Genomic DNA, 18,858 nt, shown 5'->3' on the forward strand with positions numbered 1-18,858 from the left:
CGGCCGCGGCGGCGGCCGCAGCCGCGACCTCGGCCCGCCGGTGCCGTCCGGTGCCCGGGCCGCCGGGCTCGTCCGCGGCCGGGACGAGCACCGGCCCGCCGTTGCCCCGCGACCGGCGCGGCAGGCCGCCCGGGGTCCGGGCCGGTTCGGGCGCCGAGGGGCGCGGCCCCCCGCTGATCCGGTGCCGCCCGCCGGTGCCGTTCGAACCCTCCGGTCCGTCCGGCCCCTCGGCGTCGCCCGGGCCCGTCGCACCGCCCGCGCCGCCGTGACCCGCCGCCTCCTCCGCGTCCGCGTCCAGGGCCGGCACCGCGACGAGGTCGCGGCGGCCCGTGGGCACCCGCCGTCCCCGGGGCGCCCCCGTACCCGCCGCGGGCGGCTCCTGCGCGCCGTCCGGCGCCTCCGCCAGCAGCTCGCGCGGGATCAGCACGACGGCCGTGGTGCCGCCGTACGGCGAGGGCCGCAGGTGCACCCGGATGCCGTGCCGCCGGGCCAGCCGGCTGACCACGAACAGGCCCAGCCGGTCGGTGTCGGCGAGGTCGAACTCCTGCTCCACCGCGAGGCGTTCGTTGATGCCGGCGAGCGCCTGCTCGCTCAGCCCGAGCCCCCGGTCGTCGATCTCCAGCGCGAAGCCGTGCGCGACCACCTCGCCCTGGACCGTGACCTGGGTGTTCGGCGGGGAGAACACCGCCGCGTTCTCGACCAGTTCGGCGACCAGGTGGGTGACGTCGGCGACCGCGCTGCCGAGCAGCCCGGTGCCGGGGAACGGCCGGACGGTCACCCGGGCGTAGTCCTCGACCTCACCGACCGCCGCGCGGACCACGTCCACCATCCGGACGGGCTTGCGCCAGGCCCGGCCGGGCGAGCCGCCGGCCAGGATGATCAGGCCCTCGGCGTGCCGGCGCATGCGGGTGGTGAGGTGGTCGACCTTGAAGAGGTCGGCCAGCTCCGCCGGGTCCTCGGTGCGCCGCTCCATGGTGTCGAGCAGGGTCAGCTGCCGGTGCAGCAGCACCTGGCTGCGCCGGGCCAGGTTGACGAAGACCGCGGAGACGCCGCGCCGCAGCTCGGCCTGTTCCACGGCGGCCTCGACGGCGGCCCGCTGCACGGCGTTGATCGCCTGGCCGACCTGGCCGATCTCGGCGGGCCCGAACTCCAGCTCGGGGGCCTCGGTGACGACGTCCACCGGCTCGCCCTTGCGCAGCCGCAGCATCACGGAGGGCAGCCGGGTGCCGGCCAGCTCGTTGGCGGCGTTGCGCAGGCCGACCAGCTCGCGGACCAGGCCCCGGCCGATCCGGAAGGAGATGAGGATCGAGAGCACCACCGCGACCAGGCCGATCAGACCGGCGATGCCGCCGCGCCAGAGCAGGCCGATCGCGTAGGAGTGCTCGCGGTCGTCGATGGTGCCGGCCAGCCGGGTGTTGATCGCCGCGAGGTCGCCGAGCGCGTGGTCGGCGGTCGGCCGCCAGGTGTCGCCGTTGATCGCCTGGGCCACCCGCTCGGGGCCGCCGGCCGCGATGAAGTCCGACTCGGCGCGGGTGAGCGTGGCCCAGACCTCGCCGTAGCGGAGGGTGTTGTAGTCGGCCTGGTCGACCGGGTCGAGCTCGGCGATGTAGACGGTGAACAGGGCCTGCTGGTTGTGCAGGGCGTCGAGCGCGACCTGGTACTGCTCGGCGGTGGGCCGGCCGGGCGCGGTGCGCAGCCCCTCCATCGCCGCGTCCTCCTGGGCGAGGTACTCGCGGGCGCGCATCAGCTCGATCAGGATGGTCCCCTGCCGCGGGAGCTGGCCGCTCTGGCGGGCGACGAAGGCGGACCGGAAGCCGAAGGTCGGCTTGATCAGGTCGGAGTACTGGCCGAGGGCGAACTCCCAGTTGAGCGCGGCCCGGCCGATCTGCGAGCGCAGCGGGGCGAGCTGGTCGGCGGCGGCCAGGACCTGCATCAGCCGTCCGCGCTGGGCCTCGTCGAGCCGGCCGCCCGCGGTGTCCTTCTTCTGCCGCAGGACGGCGAGGTTCCGGTCGGTGACGGCCTGGGCCTGCTCGAAGGCGTCCCGGTTGGCCCGGGAGGCCGGGTCGGCCAGCCGCTGGACGGCGATCCGGCGTTCCTTCTGCAGGTCGTGTGCGTACTGGTCGACCGGGGAGGCGAACTCCTGGTACGTCGCACTGAGGTCCAGCCGGCTCCAGACGTCCCCGGCGGTGGTGAGCGTCGCGTACGCCCAGAGGGCGGCGAGGGCGACGATGGGCACCAGGAGCAGCGCGATGATCTTCGCGCGGATCGAGCTGCTGCGCAGACGCATGGAGTCCTCGGTCGGGAAGTGCCGGGCGCGGACGGGAGGCGGGGGCGGCGGGTGACGTGTGGCGGGGACGGACGGAGGTCGGAGGTGCCGACCGGCACCGACGGGGCGGGATGGTACGGACCAAGTGCCGGTCAGGGGTGGTTTTCCGGACAGGACGGGAGCCCCGGCCGCGGGTCTGCGAGACTCTACTACGCCCTGACCACTCGTTCGAGGGTCGATCCGGCCCTCTCCGCGCACCGGGCCGGATCGTGTCCGGATCGGCACCGGGATCACGGGATCCTCCCAGCCGGCCGGGCCCGCCGACCAGCCCCGACCCGTCCCCCGACCGGCGCCGGGACCGCCCGGGGCACTTTGCGCACGGGCCGGTGCCGATCTCGTCGCGTCACGGTCACAACCCTGGGCAGTCGGCACGCCATCCGATAGTTTCGCTCCACCTGCAGGACGGATCGGGGGCATCGTGCGCGAGTTCACCACCCCCGCCCCGGCCGGACCGCCGGTCACCGGCGGACTGGCCGACTCGCTGTACGACACCGCCGAGCACTTCCCCGGCCTGGTCCAGTTGGCCCGCCCCGGCGGGACCTCCCGGTGCACCGTCCGGGGCGGCTGGCAGGACGTCACCGCGGCCGCCTTCCGGGACGAGGTGCTCGCCCTCGCCAAGGGCCTGCTGACCCGGGGCGTGCGCTACGGCGACCGGGTCGCCCTGATGTCCCGGACCCGCTACGAGTGGACGCTGTTCGACTACGCGCTCTGGTCGATCGGCGCGATCCCCGTCCCCGTCTACCCCACGGCGGCGCCCGACCAGGTCCGCTGGATCCTGGCCGAGACCCAGGCGGTGGCCTGTCTGGTCGAGGACGAGGACCACGCGATGACCGTCGGCGCGGTCTGCGACGCGCTGCCCGACCTGACCGGCATCTGGCAGCTGGACCGGGACTGCGTCGCCGCGATCACCGAGGACGGGCGCGGCGTCCCCGACTCGCTGGTGCACCGCCAGCGGCTCGGCGTGAGCGCCGACAACATCGCCACCGTCGTCTACACCTCCGGCACCACCGGCCGCCCCAAGGGCTGCCTGATCACCCACGGCGCCCTGGCCGGCGCGGCCGACGCCCTGCTGGCCGGCTGGGACGACGCGCTGCAGGACACCGGCGGCCACCAGCCCTCGACCGTGCTGTTCCTGCCGCTGGCGCACGTCTACGGACGGATGGTGCAGATCGCCGCCGTGCGCGGCGGGTTCCGGCTCGGCCACGTGACCGAGGTGTCCACCGACGCCCTGCTGCCCGCGCTCGCCGCACTGCGCCCGACCTTCCTGCTCGTCGTCCCGTACGTGCTCGACAAGGTGTTCCAGCAGGCCAGGCGCACCGCCGAGGAGGCCGGACGCGGCGAACTCCTCGAACAGGCCCGCCAGGTGGCCGTCGAGTGGGCCGCCGCCCGCGAACGGCGCACCTTCGGCCGCGGCCCCGGCCCGGGCGCCGGGCTGCGGCTGCGGCACCTGGCCTACGAGCGCACGGTCTACCAGCGGCTGCGCTCCGTGTTCGGCGGCCGGCTGCGGGCCCTGATGTGCGGCGGCTCGACGCTCGACCGGGAGCTCGGCCTCTTCTTCACCGGGATCGGCTTCCAGCTGTACGAGGGCTACGGGCTCACCGAGAGCTCGGCCGCGGTCACCGGCAACCCGCCCGGACGCGCCAAGGTGGGCTCGGTCGGCCGGCCGGTGCCCGGCGCCACGGTGGCGATCGCCGACGACGGCGAGGTGTGGGTGCGCGCGCCCGGCGTGTTCGGCGGCTACCTCAACCACCCGCGCTGCACCGCCGAGTCGCTGTTCGACGGCTGGCTCGGCACCGGCGACCTCGGCAGCCTGGACGAGGACGGCTACCTGACCATCACCGGCCGCAAGAAGGACGTCATCGTCACCAGCAGCGGCAAGAACCTCGCCCCCGCCGCCCTGGAGGTCCGGGTCGAGGCGCACCCGCTGGTCTCGCAGTGCCTGGTGGTGGGCGACGACCGGCCGTACGTGGCCGCGCTGATCACGCTCGACCCCGCGGCACTGGCGCACTGGATGAAGCGGCGCGGGCGCGGGCAGCCGGACCCGTGGGCGGTGCTCACCGACGGGGACCTGCACACCGAGGTCCAGCGCGCCGTCGCGGCGGCCAACGCCGCCGTCTCGCGGGCCGAGTCGATCCGCGCGTTCCGGCTGCTGCCCCGGGAGTTCGCCGTGGAGCAGGGGCTCATGACACCCTCGCTGAAGCTGCGGCGGGCGGCGATCACGGCGTACTACGCGGCGGACATCGAGGAGCTCTACGCACCCTGACGGACCGTCTTGTCCCCCGCACGGCAGGCCCGGTGGTCCGGCACGGTGCGGATCCCCCGGACAACCCCTACTTCGGGCCGACACTCCTTGACGTCCGGAGTGGTCCAGTCCATTGTTTTGCTCCGGTCAGAGTGCGGCACGCCGACGGCTCCCGCCCCCTCCGGGAGCACCCCCACATCCCGCTTCCGCGCGCCCGCCCCAACGGACGCGCGTCCCCACGCAGGAGTCCCCACGTGTCCATCCCCTCGCGCCTGTCCGCGCGCCTGCTGGCGCCGGCCGCCTGCGCCGCACTGCTGGTCGCCGGCCTCGCCGGACCCGCCTCCGCCTCGGCGGCCGGGAACGCCGCCCAGGCCCCGGCGGCGGCCCCGGCGCCCACCGTCAACCTGGCGACCAACCCCGGGTTCGAGATCCCCGCCTCCTCGCTCGCGGACTGGGGCAGCGTGCCCGGCTGGCGCTGTTCCGGCGGGCCCGCCGAGGCCTCCGTCACCACCACCGCCCCGCACTCCGGCGGCTCGGCGCTGGCCGTCGCCCCGGCGGGCGACGGGTCCACCGGCGAATGCGTGCAGACCGTCTCGGTCCGGCCCGGCACCACCTACACCGCCTCCGCCTGGGTCCGCGGCGCGTTCGTCTTCCTCGGCGCCACCGACGGCACCGACCGTCCGACGCCCCCCGCCTGGACCGCCACCACCAACGGCGGCTGGCAGAAGCTCACCACCCGCTTCACCAGCGGCCCCGACGCCCGCACGGTCCGCCTCAGCGTCCACGGCTGGTACCAGCAGGGCCCGTTCGCGGTCGACGACGTCCGGGTCGACGGCCCCGCGCCCGCCCCCGCGACCGCCGCCGCCTCGGTGCCGACCAGCGACAAGGTGGTCTTCTTCACCGTCGACGACGGCTGGCAGACCACCCCGGAGGCGGAGAGGTTCATCACCGACCACCAGCTGCCGATCACCGCCTTCCCGCTGCCGATGGCCGCCGCCAACAACCCCGGCTACTTCCAGCGGGTCACCGCCGCGCCCGGCTCCTCGATCCAGAACCACAGCGTCTCCCACCCGGACCTCACCAAGCTCTCGCCCGCCGAGCAGCAGGTCGAGATCTGCGACGCCCGGGACTCCCTCACCCGCCAGTTCGGCACCGCGCCGACGGTCTTCCGCCCGCCGTACTTCGCCTGGAACGACGACACCCTGCAGGCCGCCGCCAACTGCGGCATGCGCACCGTGCTCACCGCCGACGCGGACTTCAGCTGGGGCGCCTCCAACATCTGGCACGAGGGCACGCTGTCACCCGGGGACGTCGTCCTGATGCACTGGACCGACACCCTCGCCGGTGACCTCCAGCGCGCCCTGGCCGCCGCCGAGGTCGCCGGGCTGAAGCCGGCCGGGCTGACGTCCTACCTGCGCTGAGGACGCGGGACCGGCCCGGCCGCCGGGGCGGGCCCTTCTGCGGGAGGCCGCTTGGGGCAGGCCGCTTGAGGGGGGCCGCTTGAGGCAGGCCGCTTGATGGAGGGGGCCGCTTGAGGGGGGCCGCTTGAGGCTTCGTCACCGGTTCGGCGCCGTCCGATCCGGTTCCGGGCGCACCGTCGGTCCTTCCCGGGCCGGCGGTGCGCCCGTTCCGCGCCCTGCCCGTGGCCGGTCCGAGATCCTCCGCCCCCAGACTCGTTCCCATGGGGAGAACGGGGGAACGGACCGCCTGCGGGCGGTCGTCCGGCCGTCGGTTGCGCCGCACCCGGGGGCTGTTGCGCGGCGGGCCCGCCGCACCGACCGGGACGCCGGTGCCGCCGGCCGTCGGGGGCTGCTCCGCGCCGCGCCGCCACCTCACCGGCGTCCGGGTCGAGGACGGTCAGCCGGTCGTCCTGCCGCGCGCCTGTCGGCGGGCCGACCACGACCGCATCGGGAGCCACGAGAGCGTCTGCCGCACCTGGGTCGCCCCGCGGCCGCCGGCCGGCACCGGTGGGGCACGCGCCGTCCCGTTCCGGCGGCCGCCGGCGCAGCTACGGCATCGACGTCCGCACCACCGGACCCGCCGCCTCCCGGGTCTCCTTCACCGCCGAGAACCTCACCCGCTTCTCCGGCGCCGGGCTCCGGGCGCACGCCCGCATCCGGGCGCCGGAGGAGTTCGACTCCTGCGCCCGGACGGAGTGCCGACCCTCATGACGACCCGCCTGCTCGCCTCCGTCGCGACGGAGGCCCGCCCCGGAGGCCGCAACGAGGACTTCGTCCTCACCGGCTCCGACGTGACCGTCCTGCTGGACGGCGCCGGACTGCCCGACTCCCTGGACACCGGTTGCGCCCACGGGGTCCCCTGGTTCGTCCGGACCCTGGGGTCCGCGCTCCACCACCGGGCCACGGACCGGCGCACCGCCCTGCGGGAGTGCCTGACCGAGGCGATCCGCGACACCGCCCGGGCCCACGGCCCCGGCTGCGACCTGAGCAGTCCGTTCACCCCCTCGGCCACCGTGGTCGTCGCCCGGACCGACGGCGGCCGCCCGAGCGGTGAGCGGCCGGACGGTGAGGGGTCGGACGGTGAGGGGTCGGGCGACGAGCGCTCGGACGGTGAGCGGCTGAACGGCGAGCGGTCGGGCGATGAGCGGTTCGAGTGGCTGGTTCTCGCGGATTCCACGCTCGCGCTCCGGCTGCCCGGAGGCGTCCGCACCGTCTCGGACCACCGGGTCTCGGACGTGACCACACCGCAGCGCGCCGCCCTGGCCGCGGAGGTGGCCCACCTCGCGCCGGCCGCACGGGCCGCCGTGTTCGCCCGGGCCCAGCGCCGGACGATGAACACCGCGCAGGGCTACTGGGTGGCCGCCGCCGACCCCGGGGCGGCCGGGCACGCACTCGTCGGCTCGGTCCCGCTCACGGAGGTGCGGGCCGCGGCGCTGCTCTCCGACGGGGCCGCGCGGTCGGTGGACGACTTCGGGGTGCGGAGCTGGCCCGACCTGTTGCGGGAGCTGGAAGCCCACGGCCCCCACCACCTCATCGCCCGCACACGGGAGCTGGAGCGCTCCGACCCCGACTGCCTCCGCTGGCCGCGCGGCAAGTGCCACGACGACGCGACGGCCGTCCTGCTCCTCCCCCCGGCGGACGGGGCTCCCGGAGGGACCGTCTGAGGACGGATGAGCCTTCGTTGACACGGCGGGGAAGGGGTGTTCTGATGGGCCGCGTGCAGCGTGGCGCCGGCCAAAGAGATTTGGGCCGGTCGGCAGCCGGGCCGGCACCTGATCCGAGGGACCACGCGTGATGAGTTCGTACTCCGCTCCCCTTTCCTGACCCCTTCGCGCGGCCACGGCCGGGCCGGTGGCCGCTTTCCCCCGTTCGGAGATCTGTACAGACGCATGCCCATGTCTTCTTCCTCTTCTTCCTCTTCTTCCTCCTCTCCTTCTTCCCCCTCCTCCTCCCGATCGCCCCAGGACTCTCCGCCGGCCCAGTCGTTCCGGTCGTTCCAGCAGAGCGTCATCGAGGAGTTCCGCACCAACGGCGGGAAGGTCGGCGGCCCCTTCGAGGGCGGCGACCTGCTGCTGCTGACCACCGTCGGCCGGCGCTCCGGGCGCGATCACACGGTGCCGCTCGGATACGTGCGGGCGAACGGGCTGCTGCTGGTCGTCGCCTCGGCGGCCGGCGCGGCCCACGACCCGCAGTGGTACCACAACCTGCTCGCCCGCCCGCTGGTGCGGGTGGAGCTCGGCGAGGAGGTGTTCGACAGCATCGCCGTCCCGGCCGAAGGCGCGCGCCGGGACGAGCTGTTCGCCGCCGTCGTCCGGGCCGCACCCGGGTACGGGGACTACCAGCGGGCCACCGAGCGGGTGCTGCCGGTGGTCGTTCTGGAGCCGGCCGGGGCCGACGCCCCGGCGCGCGAGGTGACCAGCCTGGCGGACAGGCTCCTGGAGGTGCACGACTGGCTGCGCGGCCTGTTGCGGCACCTGCGGGCCGAGACCGAGGCCCACTTCGCCGACGGCGGCGACGACGTCCCCGCGCTCGGACTCCAGATCCGTCAGCACTGCCTGGCGTTCTGCCAGGGGCTGACCGTTCACCACACCGGAGAGGACCGGGGAGTCTTCCCGGCCCTCGCCCGAAGCCACCCCCACCTGCGGGACGTGCTGGAGCAGCTGGCCGAGGAACACCGGGTGGTGGCCGGACTCAAGGACGGGCTGGCCGCGCTGGTGGCCGGCATCGGCGGTTGCGAACCGGAGCCGTTCCGGGCCGAACTCCACCGGATGGCGGCCGAACTGGAGGCCCACCTGGAGCACGAGGAGCGGGAACTGCTGCCCGCGCTCGCCGGAATCCCGTTCCCGCCGACCGGGCGCTGAACGGCGACCGGCCCGTCGAGTGCCGCCGACCGTCGACGCGGTCGGGCCCGCCGGTTCCTCCCTCGCGGAGGGAGGAACCGGCGGGCCCCGGTCCGTCCGGCACCGGGCCGTTCCGCGCCCGGGCGTCCACTCGTCCGGACCTCCACTCGTCCGGGCGTCCGGGCGTCCGCACGAGTGGACGAGTGGACGAGTGGACGGGCCCGATCAGGCCTGCGCGGAGAACACCGGGAGGTACCCGGCCGACTGACCGGCGGCCTTGGGGTGGTAGCTCTCCTCGACCGGCAGCGTGGTGCTGTGCAGCCAGGTGGTGGCCGACCCGCAGATCTCGTGCTCGCGGAAGATCGAACGGACGTCTCCGAAGGCGAAGCCCGCGTTGGCGGCACGCTTGGCGACGACGTCGTCGAGCACGTCGGCGGCGCCGTTGATCGCGGCCCGCTTGGTGTCTCCGATGCCCAGGATGCAGCTGCCGCCGACCTTGTAGAGGTGCGGGTACCCGAGCACGACCACCCGGGCGTTCGGCGCCTTGGCGTGGATCGCCGAGTACAGCTGGTCGAGCTTGCCGGGCAGCGTGCTGGTGGCGTAGTTCTTCGCGGTGGCGACGGCGTTGAGACAGGCGCTCTCGGAGTCCAGCACACAGGTCTGCATGGTGCTCGCGAACCCGGCGTCGTTGCCTCCGACACTGATGCTGACGAGCGTGGTGGTCGAGCTCAGCGCGGCGAGCTGGCCGTTGAGCACGTCCCCGGTTCGGGCGCCGGCACAGGCGACGAACTTGAAGGACGCCGGCGCGTGCGCGTTCTTCCACAGGTACGCGTACGCGTTGGTGCTTCGCTTGCAGCTCCCGCTGTCGCTCGTGTAGCTGCCGGCGCCGAGGCCGGCGGCGTACGAGTCGCCCAGCGCGACGTAGTTGGCGCCGGCGGCATGGGCCGAACCGGCGGTGGCGAGGGTGGTGAGGGAAACGAGCGCCGCGGTGACGGCGAGGGACATGACTCGGGCAGGGCGTAGCATGACACCTCCTGGCAGTGACGTACGTCACGGAATTGGATACCAGGCGGTAGCTTGCGTGGGAAGTTGTCATGCCAAGGCAATTGACGAACAGTCTGACAACGCGAAGGTGAACTGCCCCGTCCGCAACCGGAAATGCGCCCCTGCGCCGGTAGGGCGATGTCGCCCGTTCGGAGCAGGCCACCGGCCGGACGGACACCCCGTGGGCGGAGGACGCGCAAGCCGCGAGGTCCGCCCCCGGGGAGCCGCCCCCGGGGGCCGGGCCGTGCCCGGGCGGGGCCTCGGCAGCGGCCGGTGAGCGGGGCGCCCTCAGCCGCGCCGCTCGCCGGAGGCGCCGGGGGCCGCGCCGGGGAAGACCTCGCAGCCCGTCACCGGCAGTTCCTCGATCGTCTCGTCGGCCGCCGCGGGCACGCCGAGCCACCGGACGGCGGTCGCCACCGCGGCCCGCGCCTGCCGCAGGCCGGGCGTGCCCCAGCCGAGCAGCTCGACCGCGAGGCCCGGCGCCACCAGCAGTCGCCGGTAGTGCCGCCCCGAGGCCGGGTCCGGCGCGCTCGGACCGACGGCCCGCAGGGCGGCGGCCATCCGCACCCGGGCGCACTCGTTCCCGCCGTTGGCGGAGCCGACCCGGTCGTAGAGGTAACCGAGGTAGTGCGGCGTGCCGATCAGCGCCTGCGCCTCCTCGGCAGCCTCGCGCGCCAGCGCGGATCCGGGGTCCCCGGCGTCCTCCGGCTCCAGCGAGCCACCGGGCAACGAGACGATGCCGTCCCTCGGGTTGACCAGGGTCAGCACCCGGCCGTCGGGAGCGAACAGCCACCCCCAGGACTGCTTGACCGGGAGCCCGGGAGGCACCCGCTCGCCCGGCCGCCAGGGCCACCCCGCGGTGGGACGCCGGCGCACCCTGCCGAGCAGCTCGGCGATCTCCGCGCTGTACTCGATCCGGCTCATGCGTCCCCCCTTTCGGTGTCGGGCTCGCCGGACCGACGGTGCGCGGGGACGGTTCGCGGTGCGCGGTTCGGGGCGGAGCGGTGCGGGGCCGAGCAGGTGGGTACGGCGGCACGGACGCCGACCGTTCCCACTGTTGATCTTCCCCGAAATCTTCCCCGAACAGGCGGTCGATGAACAGTCCCCAGCGCCGCTTGGTGGACAGCGCGGGCCGAACGCCCTGGTCAGCCCCGGTCAGGCCAGGGGCCCACCCCCGCCCCCCGCCGGGCGTCCGGCACGTCCCCCCGACGGACGCCCGGGCGGGTGGCCGTCCGGGCCGGGGTCCGGTTCGCCGCCGGGGTCCGGTTCGCCACCGGGGTCCGGGCCGGGCCGGCCGTCCTCCGGTGGCACCGGGAGCGGGAATCCCGGCAACGGGACGGCGGCCGGCGGGAAGGGCAGCCCCCGGCCGACGTCGTCGGCGAGCTCGTCCAGCACCTCGCGGGCGCCCATCGGCCGCAGCAGCCCGCCCCCCAGCCGCCAGCCGCGCACCGTATGACCGCCGGGCGCTCCCGGGTCCCCGTGCAGCACCACCGCACCCGCACCGCCGACGGCCAGCCCCGCCGCCAGCGTCACGCAGAAGGCCTCGTCGTCCCGCCCGGCGTCCGCGCACCTGCCCCGCTCCACCTCGATCCCGGTCGCCGAGGTCAGCTCCTCGCCGTCCTCCGGACCGTGGCAGCGCAGGGTCAGCAGATGGAGCCCGTCACCGGCGCCGAGCGCCACCGCCGCCCGGACCTCGACGGCGTACCGCAGCAGCGCCACCAGCCGCCGCTCCCCCGGCGGCCCCTCGCCGACCGCCGCCAGCAGGACCGCCATCGCGACGGAGATCCGCACCCGCGCCCGGTGGTCGTCGGCCAGCGCGGGCAGCAGCACGGCCGGCCGGTGCCCGGCGTAGACGAACGGCTCCCCGGCCAGCTCGGGATCGGCCGCGTACGCGACCCGGGCCGCCGCGTCCGCCGGGTCGAAACCGAACGCCTCGCAGTACTCCTCGAAGTCCGCGGGATCGAGCACCCGCAGGTGCACCTCCATCCCGTTCGCACGCAGCGCCCGGAGCCGGATCGTCACCCGACGCAGGTACGACCGGTAGGACAGCCCGCCGAACAGCCCGTACCGCGCGAGGTCGGCGAAGTCGGCGGCCCGGACCACCAGCGCGAGCGCCACCGGCTCCGGCGGCGGCGCCCCGCGCGCACGCCCCCTGCGCCGCTCCCGGGCCCCGGGCCCGGCCGGGGTGCCCGCTCCGGGACCGCTCGCGCCGCCTCCCGGCGGCCGTCCACCGGGCCCCCTCACCCCGGGCCCGCCCGGCCCGGGGCGCCGCCGCGCCGCCCCGGGCACCCACGCCCGGACCCCCTTGCCCGCACCCTCCCGCCACCCACGCCCCCGCACGTACACCGCCGCCTCCCGCTCCCGACACCCGCACCCGCACCCGCACCCGCACCGACCCGAACAGCCCCCGGACTCCCGGCGACCGCGAACACGCACACGGTCACCGGCAACGGACCCTGCCCGACCGACGACGCCCTTCCCGTACCGCACGCCACCACCACCCCATCCGCACACCAGAACCCCGTGAGCCCCTCGGCTCCCGGTGACCGCGACCATACAGAGGGTCACTGACAATCGACCCTGGGCGACCGACGAGGTCCCCCGCACCACCTCGCCGCCCGGCACGGCCGCGCCCTGGGAACCGGGCGTCCGGACCCCTCGGCCACCCGGTCGATCCCCGAACCTCCGCCCTCCGGGGTGCCGGACCGCACCGGGTCCCGGGCCTCCGGAGGCACCGCCCGGCACGGTCGCACCGCCGGGGAACGGCCGCCCCGCCCCTCGACCGGGCCGCCCCCGGTCCTGGAGGGGCCGCACCGGGGCGTGGCCCCGGCCCCCTCCCCCGGCGGAGCCGCCCGGGGTCGGCTGCCGCCCGGCCCCGGGGAGGGGCCGGGGAGCCCGGCGGCGGCCGGGGATTCCCGTTGCGGACCGGGTTGTCGGTGGCGCCCGTTATGGTCGGGGACCATGCGACTGCTGCATACCTCCGACTGGCATCTCGGACGCTCGTTCCACCGGGAGAGCCTGCACGACGCCCAGCGCGCCTTCCTCGACCACCTCGTCACGGTGGTCCGGGACGAAGGCGTGGACGCCGTGCTGGTCGCGGGCGACGTGTACGACCGGGCGCTGCCGGGCCTGGAGGCGGTGGCGCTGTTCGACGACGTGCTGCACCGGCTGGCCGACCTCGGGGTGCCCACGGTGTTCATCAGCGGCAACCACGACTCCGCCCGCCGCCTCGGTGTCGGCGCGGGCCTCATCGGCCGGGCCGGCGTCCACCTGCGCACCGACCCGGGCGAGTGCGCCGAGCCGGTGCTGCTCGCCGACGAGCACGGCCCGGTCGCCGTCTACGGGCTGCCCTACCTGGAGCCGACCCTCGTCCGGGAGCGGTTCGGGCTGGCCCGCGGCGGCCACGCGGCGGTGCTCGGCGCCGCGATGGACCAGGTCCGGGCCGATCTCGCGGCACGGCCCGCCGGTACCCGGGCCGTGGTGCTGGCGCACGCCTTCGTCACCGGCGGCGAGCCCAGCGACAGCGAGCGCGACATCGCGGTGGGCGGGGTCGCGGCCGTCCCGGCCTCGGTGTTCGACGGCGTGCATTACGCCGCCCTCGGCCACCTGCACGGCTGCCAGACCCTCGCCCCGCACCTGCGGTACAGCGGCTCCCCGCTCGCCTACTCCTTCTCCGAGCACGAGCAGCGCAAGAGCATGTGGCTGGTCGACCTCGCGGCGGACGGCGAGGTCACCGCCGAGCGGATCCCCTGCCCGGTCCCCCGGCGGCTGGCCCGGCTGCGCGGACGGCTCGACGAGTTGCTCGGCGACCCGAAGCACACCGACGACGAGCAGTCCTGGGTGCAGGCCACCCTCACCGACCCGAGCCGCCCGAGCGAGCCGATGGAGCGGCTGCGCCGCCGCTTCCCGCACACCCTCCAGCTGCTGTTCGACCCGGAGGAGACGACCGCCGCCGCCTCCCCGTCCTACGCGGCCCGGGTCGGCGGGCGGACGGACCTGGAGATCGCCGAGGGCTTCCTGCGGCACGTCCGCCCCGGCGCCGAGCCGGACGCGGAGGAGCTGGACTGGCTGCGCGAGGGCTTCGAGAGCGTCCGGGAGACCACCGACCGGAAGGCGGAGCTGCCCCGATGAGACTCCACCGGCTGACCGTGACCGCCTTCGGCCCGTTCGCCGGCGCCGAGACGGTGGACTTCGACGCGCTGGCCGCCGCCGGGCTGTTCCTGCTGCGCGGTGCCACCGGCGCGGGCAAGACCAGCGTGCTGGACGCGGTCTGCTACGCCCTCTACGGCGAGGTGCCCGGCACCCGCCGGACCAACCGGCTGCGCAGCGACCACGCCGACCCCGGCCGGCTGACCGAGGTCCGGCTGGAGCTGACGCTGGGCGGGCGGCGGCTGGAGATCACCCGGATCCCCGAGCAGCCGCGGCCGAAGAAGGTCGGCAAGGGCATGACCCTCGAACGCGCGCAGACGCTGCTGCGCGAGTGGTCGGCGGACGGCGGGGGCACCGGGGGCGAGCCGGGCTGGCGCGGGGTCAGCAAGTCCCACCAGGAGGCCGGGGAGGAGATCCACCGGCTGATCGGGATGAGCCGGGACCAGTTCTGCCAGGTGGTGCTGCTGCCCCAGGGCGACTTCGCACGGTTCCTGCGGGCCGACTCCGAGGAGCGCGGCAAACTGCTGCGCCGGCTGTTCGACACCGAGCGCTTCCAGTCCGTCGAGGCCTGGCTGGCCGAGCAGCGCCGGACCCACGAGGCCGCCGTCCAGGCGGGGCGCCGCCGGCTGCGGGACCTCGCCAGCAAGGCGGAGCAGGCGGCCGGCCCGGGCGCGGAGCCGGCCGGGGACTGGATCTCCGGTGACGAGGACTCCGCTCCGGCCGGGGCCCCGGCGGATCCCGGTCCCACCACCGGTGTGCTGGGCTGGGCCGCCGTGCTGCGCGGCGGCGCGGCCGAGCGGCTGACCGTCGCGGGGGCCGCGCTGGCCGGCGCCGAGGAGGCGCACCGGGCGGCGCAGCGGGAGCGCGAGGCCGGCGAGCAGCTGGCCGACCGGCAGGAGCGGCACCGGCGGGCGGTGCGGGAGGCGGCCCGGCTGGCCGAGGACGAACCGGCCCGGTCGGCGGACCGGCGGCGGCTGGCGGCGGCGCAGGCGGCGGTCGGCGTCGAGTCCGTGCTGCACCTGCGCGAGCGCGCGGCGGAGGCGTACCGGCGGGCCCGGGAGGAGGAGCACCGGCACCGCGCGGTGCTGGCCGAGGTCACCGACGGCCCGCTCGGCGCGGCCGGCGGCCGGACGGGCGCGGACGGGGCCGGCGGCGAGCCGGCGGACGGCGGCCCGGCGCTGGCGCACGCCGAGGCCGAGGAACTGGCCGGGGCCGAGCGGCGGCTGCGCGAGGAGATCGTGCGGCTGGAGGCGGCCCGCGAGGACGAGCGCCGGTACGCGGGGCTGGACGCAGCTCGGGCGGCGACGGCCGCCGACCTGCGGCGTGCCGAGGACCTCGCCGAGGAGGCGGCCGACTGGCTGGCCGACTTCGAGCCCCGGCTGGCCGCCCTCGTGGCCGAGCAGTCCGCCGCCCGGGACGCCGCCGCGCTGGTCGAGCAGCTGGACACCAGGCGCGCGGAGCTGACCGGCAGGCTGGCGGCCGCCCGGGCCCGGGACGGACTGGACCGGGAGATCGACCGGGCCGGACCGCTCGCGGTCGCCGCCCGCACCGGGGCCCTGAACGCCCGCCAGTTCGGCCTGGACCTCCGGGAGCGCCGACTGGCCGGGATGGCGGCCGAACTGGCCGGCCGGCTGAGCGCCGGCGAGCCGTGCCGGGTCTGCGGTTCGGCGGAGCACCCGGCACCCGCCCGCCCGGTCGGTGAGCCGGTCCGGGCCGAGGACGAGGAGCGGGCCCGGCGCGCCCAGGCCGCCGCGGAGAAGGCGGCCGACTCGGCGGAGCGGGAGCTGTCCGGCCTCCGGGAACGCCGGGCCACGGCGGCCGGCGCGGCGGGCGAGGAGCCCGTCGACGCCCTGGCCGGGGCGCTCGGCGGGCTGGAGCGCGAGCACCGGGAGGCGGTCCGGACCGCGGAGGGGCTCGGCGCGGCCGGCCGGGCGATCGAGCGGCTCACCGCGGAGCAGGCCGCCCGCCGCACCGCGCTGGCCGACGCCCGTGAGCGCGGTGCCGGGCTGGCCGCGCAGGCGCGGAACCTGCTCGCGGAGCAGGAGAAGCTGGGTGCCCGGGTGGCGGCGGCCCGTGGGGACGCACCGTCGGTCGCGGCGCGTGCGGGTGCCCTGGCCCGTCTCGCCTCGGCCGTCGCGGCGCTCGCCGTGGCGGCCCGGGCCGCCACGGAGGCGGCCCACCAGCTCAAGCGGGCCGACGACGAACTGGCCGGGGCCGCGGCGGCGGCCGGGTTCGCGAGCGTGGAGGACGCCACCGGCGTCCTGCTGCCCCGGGCGGAACGCGAACGGCTGGAGCAGCGGCTGGACCGGCACCGGGCCGAACTGGCCGCGGCCGAGCGCCGGCTCGCCGAGCCGGACCTGGCAGCGGCGGCGGCCCTGCCGCCCGCCGACCTGCCGGGCGCCCGGGCCCGGCTCGGTGCCGCCACCGACCGGCTGCGCACGGCGCACGCGGCCCGGGACGCGGCCCGGGCACGGTGCGAGGCGCTCGCCGCGATCGGACGGGAGCTGGACGGGCTGGCCCGCTCGCTCGCCCCGGAGCTGGCCCGTTTCGCGCGGATCAGCCGGCTGGCCGCCCTCGCGGCCGGCACCTCCGCCGACAACCGGCTCCGGATGCGTCTGGAGTCGTACGTCCTGGCGGCGCGGCTGGAGCAGGTCGCGGCGGCGGCCAGCGACCGGCTGGTGCGGATGTCCGGCGGCCGCTACACCCTCGTCCACAGCGACGACCGGGGCGCCGGCAACAAGCGCTCGGGCCTGGCCCTGCGGGTGGTGGACGCCTGGACCGGCACCGAACGGGACACCGCGACGCTCTCCGGCGGCGAGAGCTTCTTCGCCTCCCTGGCCCTGGCACTGGGCCTGGCGGACGTGGTCACCGACGAGGCCGGTGGCATGCCGCTGGACACCCTGTTCATCGACGAGGGCTTCGGCAGCCTCGACGAGCACACCCTGGAGGAGGTCATGGACGTCCTGGACGGCCTGCGCGAGCGGGACCGCGCGGTCGGCATCGTCAGCCACGTCGCCGACCTGCGCAGCCGGATCCCGGCCCAACTGCTGGTCCGCAAGGGCCGGCACGGCTCCACCCTGGCACCGACCGGACGGGAGCACGTCTGACGGTCGTCGACGCCGCCGGGCTGCTCCGGAGCGACCGGGCAGGGCCGCTCCCCGGTGCGGACCGAGCACAGCGTGCTGCCCGGCGGGCCGACGGTCGCGCCGCGGCCCGACGAGGCCCGGGCCGGGCCATGGACCTGCCGCCGGCTCGCCACGGCACAGGCCTGGTCAGCCGCGGAGGCCGGTCGGGCTTCGTCCTGACGGGAGCAGGCCCGACCGCCGGCGCCGGCACGGGGCCGCAGGACCCTCCGGGGTCAGCCACCCTCCGGGGCCGGCCGCGGCACGCGATGCGCTGGGCCCGCCGCGCCGGTGACGGCGGGCCGCATCGGCGCGCGGCCCGTGCACCGACCGGCACGCTCCGGGACCGGGTGGCAGGGCCACCACGCCCTCGCCGCCACCGAGGCCACGGCGCCGGCCCGGTCAGCCGCCCGGGCCGGCGCGGCTCCGCCCCGGCGGGAGCACGCCCGACAGCCGGCGCCGGGAGGCGGGCAGGCTGCGGGGTCAGCCGGAGCAGGCGATGCGCTGGGCCTGCTGCCAGGTGCAGACCGGGCAGAGCGTGCTGCCCGGGTGGTCGGCGGGCAGTTCGGTCGGCTCGCCGCACAGCACGCAGTCCGCGCGGGGGCCGGTGAGGTCCGGGTCGGGCAGCAGGCCCGCCACGGCCTCGCCGTCACCCGGCGCGAGGACACAGACCTGGTCGGCCGCTGCCGTGGTGTCGGCGGTGTCCGGCGTGGTGGCGGTCCCGGTGTTCACGGCTGTTTCGCTCATGGGGCCCTCTTTACTCCGCGACCGGGCCCCGCGCAAGGCGCGCCCGGGGCGGCCGTTACGGTGGCCGCATGTCCGACGCCCACCGCACCGCACCGCCGTCGCCCGCCGTCCCGTCACCGGCCCCGCCGGCGGGGGGCGGGCTGCCCGTCGCCGCACCGTCCGCGGGCGCGGGGCGGCCGACCGGAACGTCGTCCGGCCTGGAGCGGCGGCTGCTGGCGGCCCGGGCCGCCGCACCCGGCTACCCCGAGGTGGGCGCCACCCGGGACGCCCGGCTGCCGGCGGGCTACACGCACCTGCGCCGACGGGTCCACCTCGGACACGGCCCGGAGGTGCTGGCACGCGCCGGACGGTTCGTCCTCGGCTGGGGATGCCAACTGGGCACCGGCTTCGCCGTGCACCCCTACGCGCCCGCCGAGCCGGGGGCGACCGTCCTGCTGCGGCTCACCCTGCCCCGCAGCCGGTGGCCCCGGCTGGTGATCCCCTGCCGGGTGGTGTGGACGGTGGACGAGCCGGACCGGATCGGCTTCGCCTACGGGACGCTGCCCGGACACCCGGAGTGCGGCGAGGAGGCGTTCCTCGTCTCCATGGACGCGGCGGGCGAGGTGTGGTTCGAGGTGATCGCCTTCGCCCGGCTCTCGGCCTGGTACGCCCGGCTGGGCCGCCCGGTCGCCCTGCTCTGCCAGTACCTGGCGATCGAGCGCTACCTCACCGCCGTCGCCGACGCCGCGGCCGCAGACACCGGCGGCACCGGCCCGGCCTCCTCCTGAGGAACGCCCGCCCCGCTCCGTTCGCAACCGACGCACCCGGCCGGCGCACCCCGCCCACGGGCCCGGCCGGCGACGACCGCGGGCCGGGGCGACAACGCTCCCGGCCCCGCCACCGCCCTGCGGGAGCGCCCGCCCACCGCCGCCGTGGGGCACCCCACGGC

The 18,858-nt window shown here is 76.7% G+C and carries 13 protein-coding genes; 8 read left to right on the forward strand and 5 right to left on the reverse strand.

From position 1 onward, the window contains the following. Positions 1 to 2,287, reverse strand: a 2,287-nt coding sequence (locus ACFCX4_RS22065) for a nitrate- and nitrite sensing domain-containing protein (RefSeq protein ID WP_376144961.1), incomplete at its 3' end; no start/stop codon positions are given. 457 nt (positions 2,288 to 2,744) lie between these two features. Here ACFCX4_RS22065 and ACFCX4_RS22070 point away from each other — a divergent pair. The 5 genes from ACFCX4_RS22070 (at position 2,745) to ACFCX4_RS22090 (ending at position 8,889) form a co-directional block, all read left to right on the forward strand. After that, the gene (locus ACFCX4_RS22070; RefSeq protein ID WP_376144963.1) at positions 2,745 to 4,589 is read left to right on the forward strand and encodes an AMP-dependent synthetase/ligase; all 1,845 of its coding nucleotides are present in this window, start codon (positions 2,745 to 2,747) and stop codon (positions 4,587 to 4,589) included. A 233-nt stretch (positions 4,590 to 4,822) separates the two neighbouring features. Then, positions 4,823 to 5,989 (forward strand): polysaccharide deacetylase family protein, encoded by a 1,167-nt coding sequence (locus ACFCX4_RS22075; RefSeq protein WP_376144964.1) that lies wholly within the window; start codon positions 4,823 to 4,825, stop codon positions 5,987 to 5,989. A 546-nt stretch (positions 5,990 to 6,535) separates the two neighbouring features. Continuing rightward, positions 6,536 to 6,739, forward strand: a complete 204-nt coding sequence (locus ACFCX4_RS22080; protein WP_376144966.1) for a hypothetical protein — start codon at positions 6,536 to 6,538, stop codon at positions 6,737 to 6,739. Further along, the gene (locus tag ACFCX4_RS22085; RefSeq protein ID WP_376144968.1) at positions 6,736 to 7,692 is read left to right on the forward strand and encodes a hypothetical protein; all 957 of its coding nucleotides are present in this window, start codon (positions 6,736 to 6,738) and stop codon (positions 7,690 to 7,692) included. Before ACFCX4_RS22080 ends, ACFCX4_RS22085 begins: the two co-directional genes overlap by 4 nt. Positions 7,693 to 7,917: 225 nt before the next feature. Beyond that, a complete protein-coding gene (locus tag ACFCX4_RS22090; protein WP_376144970.1) occupies positions 7,918 to 8,889 on the forward strand; it encodes a nitroreductase/quinone reductase family protein in 972 nt (323 codons plus the stop codon). Positions 8,890 to 9,093: 204 nt separating this feature from the next. On the opposite strand, the gene ACFCX4_RS22095 is transcribed toward ACFCX4_RS22090, so the two are convergent. The 3 genes from ACFCX4_RS22095 to ACFCX4_RS22105 form a co-directional block, all read right to left on the reverse strand. Beyond that, complete coding sequence (locus ACFCX4_RS22095; protein ID WP_376144972.1) at positions 9,094 to 9,894, reverse strand: SGNH/GDSL hydrolase family protein; 801 nt, start codon at positions 9,892 to 9,894, stop codon at positions 9,094 to 9,096. Between the two features lie 306 nt (positions 9,895 to 10,200). After that, complete coding sequence (locus ACFCX4_RS22100; RefSeq protein ID WP_376144974.1) at positions 10,201 to 10,836, reverse strand: hypothetical protein; 636 nt, start codon at positions 10,834 to 10,836, stop codon at positions 10,201 to 10,203. A 231-nt stretch (positions 10,837 to 11,067) separates the two neighbouring features. Beyond that, on the reverse strand, positions 11,068 to 12,030 hold the full coding sequence (locus tag ACFCX4_RS22105) for a hypothetical protein (RefSeq protein ID WP_376144976.1): 963 nt from the start codon (positions 12,028 to 12,030) through the stop codon (positions 11,068 to 11,070). Between the two features lie 843 nt (positions 12,031 to 12,873). On the opposite strand from ACFCX4_RS22105, the gene ACFCX4_RS22110 reads away from it, so the two are divergent. Both ACFCX4_RS22110 and ACFCX4_RS22115 read left to right on the forward strand, forming a co-directional pair. Then, entirely contained in the window at positions 12,874 to 14,043 is a 1,170-nt protein-coding gene (locus ACFCX4_RS22110; protein ID WP_376144978.1) for an exonuclease SbcCD subunit D, read from the forward strand. Then, positions 14,040 to 17,168 carry an AAA family ATPase gene (locus ACFCX4_RS22115; RefSeq protein WP_376144980.1) on the forward strand — a complete coding sequence of 1,043 codons (3,129 nt, stop codon included), beginning with the start codon at positions 14,040 to 14,042 and terminating at the stop codon, positions 17,166 to 17,168. Before ACFCX4_RS22110 ends, ACFCX4_RS22115 begins: the two co-directional genes overlap by 4 nt. A gap of 498 nt (positions 17,169 to 17,666) precedes the next feature. Here ACFCX4_RS22115 and ACFCX4_RS22120 read toward each other — a convergent pair whose 3' ends face one another. Then, positions 17,667 to 17,930 carry a hypothetical protein gene (locus ACFCX4_RS22120; RefSeq protein WP_376144982.1) on the reverse strand — a complete coding sequence of 88 codons (264 nt, stop codon included), beginning with the start codon at positions 17,928 to 17,930 and terminating at the stop codon, positions 17,667 to 17,669. Between the two features lie 68 nt (positions 17,931 to 17,998). On the opposite strand from ACFCX4_RS22120, the gene ACFCX4_RS22125 reads away from it, so the two are divergent. Beyond that, complete coding sequence (locus ACFCX4_RS22125) at positions 17,999 to 18,697, forward strand: DUF1990 family protein (RefSeq protein WP_376144983.1); 699 nt, start codon at positions 17,999 to 18,001, stop codon at positions 18,695 to 18,697. Positions 18,698 to 18,858: the final 161 nt, after the last annotated feature.

This window comes from Kitasatospora sp. NPDC056327, from assembly GCF_042261735.1.
In the GTDB taxonomy this organism is placed as follows: domain Bacteria; phylum Actinomycetota; class Actinomycetes; order Streptomycetales; family Streptomycetaceae; genus Kitasatospora.

Excerpts from the sequence above, each read along its gene's own strand:
- ACFCX4_RS22110 (WP_376144978.1), top strand. The coding sequence starts at position 12,874 with ATGCGACTGCTGCATACCTCCGACTGGCATCTCGGACGCTCGTTCCAC.
- ACFCX4_RS22100 (WP_376144974.1), bottom strand. The coding sequence starts at position 10,836 with ATGAGCCGGATCGAGTACAGCGCGGAGATCGCCGAGCTGCTCGGCAGG.
- ACFCX4_RS22095 (WP_376144972.1), bottom strand. The coding sequence starts at position 9,894 with ATGCTACGCCCTGCCCGAGTCATGTCCCTCGCCGTCACCGCGGCGCTC.
- ACFCX4_RS22120 (WP_376144982.1), bottom strand. The coding sequence starts at position 17,930 with ATGAGCGAAACAGCCGTGAACACCGGGACCGCCACCACGCCGGACACC.
- ACFCX4_RS22085 (WP_376144968.1), top strand. The coding sequence starts at position 6,736 with ATGACGACCCGCCTGCTCGCCTCCGTCGCGACGGAGGCCCGCCCCGGA.
- ACFCX4_RS22125 (WP_376144983.1), top strand. The coding sequence starts at position 17,999 with ATGTCCGACGCCCACCGCACCGCACCGCCGTCGCCCGCCGTCCCGTCA.
- ACFCX4_RS22115 (WP_376144980.1), top strand. The coding sequence starts at position 14,040 with ATGAGACTCCACCGGCTGACCGTGACCGCCTTCGGCCCGTTCGCCGGC.
- ACFCX4_RS22090 (WP_376144970.1), top strand. The coding sequence starts at position 7,918 with ATGCCCATGTCTTCTTCCTCTTCTTCCTCTTCTTCCTCCTCTCCTTCT.